We start from the raw sequence: 10,836 nt of genomic DNA on the forward strand, positions 1-10,836 counted from the left end.
GATGCGCACCAGGCGCACGAAATGACCGGGACATTCATGGTGGGCGGCAGATTGTAGCGCGGCTATCGGCTGCTGCGATACTATGGCGCTCCCTTTCAATGCCACCGATGACGCGGCACGCTGGAGCGCGACAATTGACCACCCCCGATTTCTGGCCCGACTGCGGCTTCCACCTGGCCGGGCGCGACGCCGAGGGCCGCTTGCTGGCCAGCGCCGACTTTCTGCGCGCCTGGTGGCAGCGCCCCGAAGTCGCGCCGGTGCCCGAGTCGCTGCCGGCCGAGCGCGCGCTGCATGCGGCGCTGCTGGATGACCCGCTGCGGCCGGTGACCGAGGCCGAACTGGCGGCGCTGCAGGACCCGGACGCGGTCGACAACTACCGCGTCGTGCTCGACTGGCGCACCCGCCTGCTGGCCGCGCCGACGCTGGAAGCAGCCTACCTGGCGCTGTTCCGCAGCACGGTGACCCTGCCCCCGCTCTTCATCAACCAGCTGGTGCAGACCATCCTGCGCGGCATGCTGGACGGCGCCGGCGACCCGCTGCGCGCCCGCGCCGCCGAGCTGTTCTTCCGGCCGCAGAAAGTGTCCCTGCACAATGGCGGCATCCTGCTGGCCGACGCCGCGACCGTCGCGCTGCATGAGACCGGCGGCAATTTCGGCGACCTCGGCCGCCTGATGGCGCAGGCCAGGATCCGGCCGCGCCAGCTCGACCTCGACGTGCTCGACCGCGGCAACGCGCAGCGTTACTGGCCGCGCAGCGAACGTTTCGACACCGTGCTGGACTTCCGCTTCGGCGGCGACGGGCTGGACGCGTTCTGCCGGCTGGTGGAACAGTGGCTGCACCATTTCTACCGGCTGCAGGCGACGCTCACCCCGGTGCGGGCCATCGAGGACGCGGACTGGGCATGGCACATCGGGCTGGATGCGCAGGCGACGGCCATGCTCAACGACCTGTACCAGGGCCGCCCGCTGGATGCGGCCCGGCAGCACAGGATACTGTCGCTGTTCCGCATGGATTTCGCCGACAGCACCCTGCTGCAGGCGCACCTGGCCGGGCGGCCCGTCTACCTGGCGGCCGCGATGGACGAAGACCAGGTTCTGCGCATCAAGCCGCAGAACCTGCTGCTGAATTTGCCGCTGGCGGAAAACTAGGACCGGCGCGTCATGATTGCGGAACCGGCCTCAATCGCCGCCCGTATTCGATTCGTCCGCGCCATCCGTCCCCGCTGCGCCCAGCGGCCCGGCCGCAACCAAGAAATGCATTGCCTCCCGCCGGCGATTATCGGCAGCCGCCTGCGCTGCGAAAGCGGCAATCCGATAGCCGACTTCGGGTGGGATCGGCACTTGCGCTTCCGGTAACTGCGACAGTTCGGATAGCGCCAGGCCAGCGCCTTCGATCAGCGCATTGGCCTGTACCTTTTCACTGATCTGGCTGGCAATGACTGCATTCGCTTCGCTGTGCCTGTAATACCAATCCCAATCCATAACGTGCCGGATGAAATCGATGGATTTTTTCGTCTGGCAAGGCGCAGGAGGAGTGAATAGCAGGCTATTCACGACGAGTGCAACGCGGCCAGGCGGAAAAAGACGCGATTTCATGGCGCGTTTATGGGTTGGGATTGGTATAAGCCCCCAGCCCCAGTTCGAACTCCCTGAGGGTCGTATTGACCGCCACCGCAGCAGCCAGTCGCCTTGCCCCGGCCTCCGGCATCGAAGCGACGAAGAGCAGCAGGGTTGTCAGCGACCGGTTGACAAGCAGCGCGCCGGCCAGCGCGTAAGGCAGGTGCACGCATTCCTCGTCATCCTTCCCGAAAAGCTTGAGCGATCTCAGACAGGTATTGATGGCCAGCGCGTCGGCGAGATAGCTTAGGCCCACGTCGGAAAGCTGGGAGAATCGGACCGAAAGCCGGAGCAGCGTCCGGTTCCTGCCGAGCGCGCTTGCCAGCGTCGCCGCACCCTGATCGTCGAACCGGTTGCCGTCCAGGACCAGGACCGCTAGCGCCGGATGAGTGTCGAGAGCGCCGGCGATTGCCTCGACGCCGGAATTGTTGATGCTAGTGTGGCAAAGCGCCAGCGACTGCAGGCTGGTATTGCCGTGCAATGCCGCCCCGAGCGCCTGCGCGCCCTTGTCGTCCAGCGGGTTGTTGCCGAGGTCGAGGTGGGCGATGGTGTCTGCAGACAGCGCGCCGGCAAGCAGCGCCGCGCCATTTCCGTCGATGTGGTTGCCGGACAGGTCGAGCCGGACTGGAAACGGGACGTTCCTTGCCCAATCAGCGACCATTGCCAATTGCGCCGCACCGAGGCCGCAGCGATTCAAATTGAGTCTTCCGGCGCCGGACTGAAGCACGAGCCACGACAGCGCATCTGGAAGTCTGTTGTTCAACAAAAACAGGGCGAGCGCCTGGAACCCGGCATCCCCGTGCGGGCACTGGCCATCGTTCATGAAGGCCAGCACCGCTTCTCGCGTTGTCTTCAGCGATGCGACATGATGTTCGTGCCACGCCTCCGCCTCGTCGTCATCGGCGCCGGGGCCGCGGTAAGTGCGCAGGAATTCAAGTCGCATGTCGAGCTCGGCAATGCGCGCATTCTTTTCCTCTGCGCGAAGGGCCGGGATCTCGAAGTCAGGATGGTTTGCCGGAGGAATACGCAGATTGCGCAATCGCTGGAGATCCAGCGCCTGCCCGGCGCAGGCTGGCGGCTGCTGCGCAGGCGTGGAACTCGACGCACTGCCGCCCGGTGCAGGCGTACCAGGCCGGGATGAAACCCTATTTATGTCAGTCATGATTGTGTCCGGTGGACGATGGAGTCGTATGGTGTGGGGATTTTTAGTGCTGACAACTCCCCTTTTGTTCGCCAAAAGAACCAGCCGTTAAAGAAGGACGCATGACAGGCATTGGTGACTCCGGCAATCGCGCGGCAACATCCGCGTCGGGGCACAGCCGGTCGATGGCCCAGCAGCAACGGATTATGGCGCTGCCAGGACGGATGCCGGCGTGCAGGAAATCCAGCCATACCGGCCCGCAAATTGCTTACGCTTCCTGTTCACCGCACTCTCTCTCTATTTCTGGATAAGTCAGGCCGTATATCGCACATTCATCCAGGGATATATCCGTGCTCCAAGCCAGTGCTACCCTGTCCACATAAAAATTACTTCCGGCGACCATGTCACAACCCATCCGATTCCACTACCGCGGCGCGGTCCATTCCGTCACCGACGCCTCCCCTACCCGCACCGTGCTGCAGCACCTGCGTGAAGACCTGCACTGCACGGGCACCAAGGAAGGCTGCGCCGAGGGCGACTGCGGCGCCTGCACCGTCGTCATCGGCGAACTGCAGGACGACACGCTGTCGCTGAAGGCCGTGAATTCCTGCATCCAGTTCCTGCCCACGCTCGACGGCCGCGCGCTGTTCACGGTGGAAGACCTGAAGCAGCCGGACGATGCGTTGCACCCGGTGCAGCAGGCAATGGTCGAATGCCACGGCTCGCAATGCGGTTTCTGCACGCCCGGCTTCGTGATGTCGCTGTGGGGCCTGTACCTGAAGCGCGAGGACAGCGGCCAGCAGGGCGCGCCGTGCCGCAAGGAGATCGACGACACGCTGTCGGGCAACCTGTGCCGCTGCACCGGCTACCGTCCCATCATCGAGGCCGCGCAGCGGATGACCGAGCTGCCGCCGGTGACGATGGCGCGTGAACCGGTGACGGATGCGTTGCGTACGTTGCGCCGGGATGCGCCGCTTCATTATGAATTCGACGGCCGCCGCTTCGACGCGCCGAGCACGCTGGCGCAGCTGGCCGAACTGCGCGCGGAATTTCCCGACGCAACGTTGCTGGCCGGCTCCACCGACGTCGGCCTGTGGGTCACCAAGCAGCTGCGCGAGCTGAAGCACATCATCTACCTCGGCCAGGTCGCCGATCTGCAGCAGGTGGCGGAAAAGGATGGCATGCTGGAGATCGGCGCCGGCGTCACGCTGGAAACCGCCTATGCGGCGATCTGCGGCCATTACCCGCAACTGAATGAAATGCGCCAGCGCTTCGCCTCGCTGCCGATCCGCAATGCCGGCACGCTGGGCGGCAATGTTGCCAACGGCTCGCCGATCGGCGACTCGATGCCATGGCTGATCGCGCTCGGCGCCGAAGTCGTGCTGCAGTCCATCACCGGCCAGCGCACGCTGCCGCTGGACCAGTTCTATCTCGGTTACCAGAAGAAGGACCTGCAGCCGGGTGAAGTGGTGGCCGCGGTACGCGTTCCGCTGCCCCGCCCGGAAGTGCAGTTCCGTACCTACAAGCTTTCCAAGCGCTTCGACCAGGATATCTCCGCGGTCTGTGCAGCCTTTGCGCTGACGCTGGACGGCGAACGCGTGGCAGACGTGCGCATCGCCTTCGGCGGCATGGCGGCGACGCCGGCGCGTGCGCTGTCGGCCGAAGGGACGCTGCGCGGCCAGGTCTGGGATGAAGCCACGTTGGAGGCGGCCATTACCGCGATGGAACAGGATTACGCGCCGCTGTCGGACATGCGGGCCTCGGCCAGCTACCGGATGCGCACCGCGAAAAACCTGCTGCGCCGCTTCTGGCTCGAAACGCGGACCCAGGCGCCGCTGGCCAATGCCGACGTCAATGCCTACGCCGCCCTGCAAACGGAGACACAAGCATGAATATTCAGACCGAATCCTTTCTCGCCGACCCGGACAAAAGCGTGGACCTGAACGCATCGCCAGACTGGGCCGCGGTCGGCAAGCCGAGCCCGCATGAGTCGGCCGTGCTGCATGTCAGCGGCGAGGCCAACTACACCGACGACCTGCCCGAACTGCAGGGCACGCTGCACGCGGCGCTGGGTTTGTCGCAGAAGGCGCATGCCAACGTGCGCGCCATGGACCTCGACCGCGTGCGCAGCGCGCCGGGCGTGGTCGCGGTGCTGACCGCAAAGGACATTCCCGGCCTCAACGACTGCGGCCCCATCATTCACGACGACCCGATCCTCGCCGACGGCCTGGTCCAGTACGTCGGCCAGCCGCTGTTCATGGTGGTGGCCGACAGCCATGACAATGCCCGCCGCGCGGTGCGCGCCGCGCAGGTCGACTACGAAGAACTGCCGGCCATCCTGACGCCGGAAGCCGCGCGCGACGCCCAGTCCTTCGTGCTGCCGCCGATGCAGCTCAGGCGCGGCGACGCGCAGGCTGCGCTGGCCGCGGCGCCGCATGTGCTGCGTGGCACGCTGAACGTCGGCGGCCAGGAACAGTTCTACCTCGAAGGCCAGGTCGCGTACGCGATCCCGCAGGAAGACCGCGGCATGCTGGTGCAGTGCTCGACCCAGCATCCGTCCGAGATGCTGCATGTCGTCGCGCATGCGCTGGGCTGGTCGTCGCACCAGGTGCGGGTCGAATGCCGGCGCATGGGCGGCGGCTTCGGCGGCAAGGAGTCGCAGTCGGCGCTGTGGGCGGCGGCGGCGGCCATCGCCGCGGCGCGGCTGAAGCGCCCGGTCAAGCTGCGCGCCGACCGCGACGACGACATGATCGTCACCGGCAAGCGCCACTGCTTCTTCTACGAATACGAACTCGGCTACGACGACGACGGCCGCATCCTCGGCGCGAAGATCGAGATGGTCAGCCGCGCCGGCTATTCGGCCGACCTGTCCGGCCCGGTCGCGACCCGCGCGGTCTGCCATTTCGACAATGCCTATTACCTGTCCGACGTCGATATCCGCGCGCTGTGCGGCAAGACCAACACCCAGTCCAATACCGCCTTCCGCGGCTTCGGCGGCCCGCAGGGCGCGATCGCCATCGAGTACCTGATCGACGACATCGCCCGCGAACTCGGGCGCGACCCGCTCGACATCCGCAAGGCCAACTTCTATGGCCGCAACGACGCCGAGGGCCGCAACGTCACACCCTACGGCCAGAAGGTCGAGGACAACGTGATCCACGAACTGGTGGCCGAGCTGGAGAGCAGCAGCGCCTACCGCGAACGGCGCCAGGCGACCCGCGCGTTCAACGCCGCCAGCCCGGTGCTGAAGAAAGGCATCGCCATCACGCCGGTCAAGTTCGGCATTGCCTTCAACGTCAGCCACCTGAACCAGGCCGGCGCGCTGGTCCATGTCTATGTCGACGGCTCGGTGCTGGTCAACCACGGCGGCACCGAGATGGGCCAGGGCTTGAACACCAAGGTGATGCAGGTGGTCGCGCATGAACTCGGGGTTTCGCTCGACCGCGTGCGCGCCACCGCCACCGACACCAGCAAGATCGCCAACACCTCGGCCACGGCGGCGTCGACCGGCGCCGACCTCAACGGCAAGGCCGCGCAGAACGCGGCGCGCCAGGTGCGCGAGCGGCTGGCGCTGTATGCCAGCACCCGCTACGGCGGCGCGCCGGAAGACGTGCGCTTCGCCGGCGACCGCGTGCATGTGAACGGCGAGGTCCATCCCTTCGTCGAGATCGTCGCGCAGGCCTACCTGGCGCGGGTGCAGCTGTGGTCGGACGGCTTCTATGCGACGCCCGACCTGCACTGGGACAGCAAGACCATGACCGGCCACCCGTTCTCCTACTATGCGTATGGCGCGGCCGTGGCCGAGGTGCTGGTCGACACGCTGACCGGCGAATGGAAGCTGCTGCAGGCCGACGGCCTGTACGACGCCGGCAATTCGCTGAACCCGGCGATCGACATCGGCCAGGTCGAGGGCGCGTTCATCCAGGGCATGGGCTGGCTGACCACCGAGGAACTCTGGTGGAACAGCGCCGGCAAGCTGATGACGCATGCGCCGTCGACCTACAAGATCCCGGCCGTGTCCGACTGCCCGGAAGCGTTCTCGATGAAGCTGTTCAAGAACAGCAATGTCACCGACAGCATCCACCGCTCCAAGGCCACCGGCGAGCCGCCGCTGCTGCTGCCGTTCTCGGTGTTCTTCGCGATCCGCGACGCCGTCGCCAGCGTGGCGGACTACCGGGTCAACCCGGCGCTGCGCGCGCCGGCCACCGGCGAAGCCATCCTCGATGCGGTCGATGCGGTGCGCGCCGCGTTCGGGGGCTAAAGCCATGCACGCCTGGCTCAACGCCCTGCTGGAACAGCGCTCGCCCGCGATCCTGGTGACGGTTGCGCGCGCCGAAGGCTCGGTGCCGCGCGAGGCCGGCGCAAAGATGCTGGTGACGGCGGACCGCCTTGCCGACACCATCGGCGGCGGCCATCTCGAATTCGTCGCCACCGCGGTCGCCCGCGAGATGCTGGCGCAGCCGGCGCAGGAACTGCTCGCCCAGCGGAGGCTGCAAAGGCTGCCGCTCGGGCCGACGCTGGGCCAGTGCTGCGGCGGCGTCGCCTTCCTCGCATTCGAACGCGTCGAGGCCGACGGCCACGCGCACTTTGCCGCGATCAGGGACAGCCTGGCGCGCAATGAAGACGTCCTGCGCCAGCTGCCGCTGGACAGCGCTGCGCCGCCGTCGCTGGCAGGCGGCGCGGACGCTACGCATGACGAGCACGATGAGCACGATGAGCGCGACACCCGCCTGTGGCAGGACGCGCACGGCGCGCGCTGGCTGGCCGACGCCTGCCGCCCGCCCGCAGCCCGGCTCTACCTGTTCGGCGCCGGCCATGTCGGCGCCGCCATCGTCCATGCAATGTCGGCGCTGCCCTGCCATATCACCTGGATAGACGAGCGCGAGGACATGTTCCCGGCGTCCCTGCCGGCCAATGTCAGGGTCGAGGCCACCGACACGCCGGAAGCGGTGGTGGCGGCCGCGCCCGACGACGCAAGCTACCTGGTCATGACGCACAGCCATCCGCTGGACCAGGCCCTGTCCGAAGCCATCCTGCGGCGCGAACGGGTCGGCTGGTTCGGCCTGATCGGCTCGGCCACCAAGCGGGTGCAGTTCGAACGCAGGCTGCGGCAGCGCGGCATCCCCGACTCGCGGCTGGCCGACATGGTCTGCCCGATCGGCATACAACACATCGCCGGCAAGGAGCCGGCGGTCATCGCAATCGCGGTCGCGGCGCAGCTGTTGCAGGTCTGGCAGGCCATGCAGGCAAGCCGGCAGACAGGCGGCCAGACCAACGGCGCCACGGCCACGCACAGAAAGAAGCAACAGGCATGAACAGTTCAGTCCAGGCATACCGCGGCGGCGTGCTGCATTTCAATGACGATCCCGCCTTCGCAGGCGACGCCTATCACTGGCACGAGGATGGCCTGCTGGTCGTCGACGACGGCCGCGTCATCGCCGCCGGCGACCATGCGCAGCTGGCGGCCAGCCTGCCCGAAGGCGCAACGGTGCACGACCTGCGCGGCAAGCTGATCATGCCGGGCTTCATCGACACCCATATCCACTACCCGCAGAGCGACATGATCGCGTCGCCAGCGCCAGGCCTGCTGCCGTGGCTGGAAACCTATACCTTCCCGACCGAGCGCAAGTTCCAGGACCCGGAGCATGCCGGCGATGTCGCCCGCTTCTTTCTCGACGAGCTGGCGCGCAACGGCACCACCACGGCCATGGTCTACTGCACCGTGCACCCGGAGTCGGTCGACGCCTTCTTCACCGAAAGCAGCGCGCGCAACGTGCGCATGGTGGCCGGCAAGGTCATGATGGACCGCAATTGCCCGGCCTACCTGGCCGACACCGCCGAGAGCGGCGCGCGCGACAGCGAGGCGCTGATACAGCGCTGGCACAACAAGGGCCGGCAGGCCTACGCGCTGACGCCGCGCTTCGCGCCGACCTCGACCGAGGCGCAGCTGGCCCTGACCGGCGAGCTGGCGCGGGCCTACCCGGACACCTATATCCAGAGCCATGTGGCCGAGAACACCGACGAGATCGCCTGGGTCAAGACGCTGTACCCGGAGGCGCGCAGCTACCTCGACGTCTACGACCGCTACGGCCTGCTGCGCAAGCGAGCCATGTATGGCCACTGCATCTACCTCGACGACGCCGACCGCGCCCGCATGGTCGGGACGGGCGCCGCCGCTGCGCTGTGCCCGACCTCCAACCTGTTCCTCGGCAGCGGCCTGTTCGACTTCGCCGCCGCCGACGGGGCCCGCATGTCGCTGTCGCTGGCGACCGACGTCGGCGGCGGCACCTCGTTCTCGATGCTGCGCGTGATGAACGAGATCTACAAGGTTGCCCGCATGGGCGGCACCTACCTGCCGGCGCTGCGCATGTTTTACCTCGCCACGCTGGGCGGCGCCCGCAGCATGGGCCTCGAAGGCACGGTCGGCAGCTTCATGCCGGGCAATGAAGCGGACTTTGTTGTATTGGACCCACAGTGCACGCCATTGCTCGCGCGGCGTACGAACCATTTCGAGGCGCTCGAAGAGCTGCTTTTCGCCCTCGCACTTTTGGGCGACGACCGCACAGTTTTTGCGACCTATTCGGCGGGCAAATTGCTGCATTCCCGCTCTGAATCAAGGGCCTGACTAGCGTCCGGCGTTCTTGCGTTTCAGCATGCTGCGAATGAACTGATTCACCAGGGAAAATATCCTGGCTTTGTGTGCGTTGCACCACAAGGCAGCGCACCGTGCCTGTTGTCGGTGCAAAAATGAGACAGAAAAAATGTGACGATTATCGGCCACTATGAAAAAATACCAATCATCAACATGTGGCATCACATTTGCTTAAACAGCATCTGTTCGATTCCATGTCGAGCGACCTTCAAGTCACATTTTTTAACTGCTGTAAGACACCCGGAGAAGTCATGCAATCCAAATCCACCCTCGTCAAGCTGCTGATGTCCACGGCAATCGCAGCGGCATTCGCCAGCCCCGCGTTCGCGCAGACCAGCGTCAATGTCGAAGGCATTTACGACGTGTACGTCGGTTCGATGAAGAACAGCGGCGACACCGGCCGCGCCACCAAGCTGGACAGCGGCGGCATGTCGACTTCCTACCTCGGCTTCAAGGGCGCGGAAGATCTGGGCGGCGGCATGAAGGCCACCTTCACCCTGGGCGCATTTTTCCGCGGCGATGCCGGCCAGTCGGGCCGCTTCAACGGCGACACCTTCTTTGCACGCGACGCCAACGTCGGCCTGACCGGCAACTTCGGCGCCGTGACCCTGGGCCGCAGCATCTCTCCCGTCACCCTGCCGGTGTTCCTGTTCAACCCGGTCGGCGACTCGTTCAGCTTCTCGCCGCTGGTCCTGCACAATGCGGTCAGCACCAACGCCTGGACCAACACCTTCGCCGGCGACACCGGCTGGAGCAATGCGATCCGCTACACCACGCCTTCCTTCGGCGGCCTGACCGGCAACGTCTACTACCAGCTCGGCGAGCAGGTCGGCGGCGGCGGCAAGAACAACATCGGCGGCAATGTGCTGTACTTCAACGGCCCGCTGTCCCTGACCGTTGCCTACCATGATGTCGAAGTCAACAACCCGACCGACACCACCGCAGCCGGCCCAAGCATCGTCAAGTCGATCCCGGTGACGGCAACCACCAACCTGACCGCGACCGAGCAGAAACTGTGGCTGGTCGGCGCCGCCTACGACTTCAACGTCGTCAAGGTGTTCGCGACCTACGACCAGGCCCGCCATGACACCGACCTGCGCGACAAGACCGGCACCCTGGGCCTGTCCATCCCGACCGGCGGCGCCGGCAAGATCCTGGGCGCGGTTGCCCAGACCCGCCGCACCAGCGGCTCCTTCGACGAGCGTCGCCGCACCACCTACTCGGTGGGCTACGACTACAGCCTGTCCAAGCGCACCGAGCTGTATGCGTTCCTGCTCAACGACAAGGTCACCAGCTTCGAAAACGAGCAGAGCCTGGCACTGGGCGTCCGCCACCGTTTCTGATGATTCGTTGATTCAAGCGTGATGGCCGCTGAACGCACATGTGCGTTCACGGAACAGCGTGATCGTAAAAGCCCCGCAAGTCGA

The 10,836-nt window shown here is 66.0% G+C and carries 8 protein-coding genes; 6 read left to right on the forward strand and 2 right to left on the reverse strand.

Annotated elements, in window-relative coordinates; genetic code table 11:
- The first annotated feature begins 134 nt into the window (after positions 1 to 134).
- Complete coding sequence (locus QOL82_RS09485; protein ID WP_283442007.1) at positions 135 to 1,148, forward strand: DUF6352 family protein; 1,014 nt, start codon at positions 135 to 137, stop codon at positions 1,146 to 1,148.
- 30 nt (positions 1,149 to 1,178) lie between these two features.
- On the opposite strand, the gene QOL82_RS09490 is transcribed toward QOL82_RS09485, so the two are convergent.
- Both QOL82_RS09490 and QOL82_RS09495 read right to left on the reverse strand, forming a co-directional pair.
- The gene (locus QOL82_RS09490; protein WP_283442008.1) at positions 1,179 to 1,595 is read right to left on the reverse strand and encodes a hypothetical protein; all 417 of its coding nucleotides are present in this window, start codon (positions 1,593 to 1,595) and stop codon (positions 1,179 to 1,181) included.
- Between the two features lie 7 nt (positions 1,596 to 1,602).
- Positions 1,603 to 2,778, reverse strand: coding sequence for a leucine-rich repeat domain-containing protein (locus tag QOL82_RS09495; RefSeq protein WP_283442009.1), 1,176 nt, complete (start codon positions 2,776 to 2,778; stop codon positions 1,603 to 1,605).
- Between the two features lie 380 nt (positions 2,779 to 3,158).
- On the opposite strand from QOL82_RS09495, the gene xdhA reads away from it, so the two are divergent.
- From xdhA to QOL82_RS09520, 5 genes are all read left to right on the forward strand, one after another.
- Positions 3,159 to 4,649, forward strand: a complete 1,491-nt coding sequence (xdhA, locus tag QOL82_RS09500) for a xanthine dehydrogenase small subunit (protein ID WP_283442010.1) — start codon at positions 3,159 to 3,161, stop codon at positions 4,647 to 4,649.
- The gene (gene xdhB, locus QOL82_RS09505; protein WP_283442011.1) at positions 4,646 to 7,018 is read left to right on the forward strand and encodes a xanthine dehydrogenase molybdopterin binding subunit; all 2,373 of its coding nucleotides are present in this window, start codon (positions 4,646 to 4,648) and stop codon (positions 7,016 to 7,018) included. Before xdhA ends, xdhB begins: the two co-directional genes overlap by 4 nt.
- A gap of 4 nt (positions 7,019 to 7,022) precedes the next feature.
- The gene (gene xdhC / locus QOL82_RS09510; RefSeq protein WP_283442012.1) at positions 7,023 to 8,072 is read left to right on the forward strand and encodes a xanthine dehydrogenase accessory protein XdhC; all 1,050 of its coding nucleotides are present in this window, start codon (positions 7,023 to 7,025) and stop codon (positions 8,070 to 8,072) included.
- Positions 8,069 to 9,382: a guanine deaminase gene (gene guaD / locus QOL82_RS09515; RefSeq protein WP_283442013.1), complete on the forward strand. Its 1,314-nt coding sequence runs from the start codon at positions 8,069 to 8,071 to the stop codon at positions 9,380 to 9,382. Before xdhC ends, guaD begins: the two co-directional genes overlap by 4 nt.
- Positions 9,383 to 9,660: 278 nt before the next feature.
- A complete protein-coding gene (locus QOL82_RS09520) occupies positions 9,661 to 10,752 on the forward strand; it encodes a porin (protein WP_283442014.1) in 1,092 nt (363 codons plus the stop codon).
- Positions 10,753 to 10,836: the final 84 nt, after the last annotated feature.

This window comes from Noviherbaspirillum suwonense, assembly GCF_900182955.1.
Classification (GTDB): Bacteria; Pseudomonadota; Gammaproteobacteria; order Burkholderiales; family Burkholderiaceae_D; genus Noviherbaspirillum_A; species Noviherbaspirillum_A suwonense.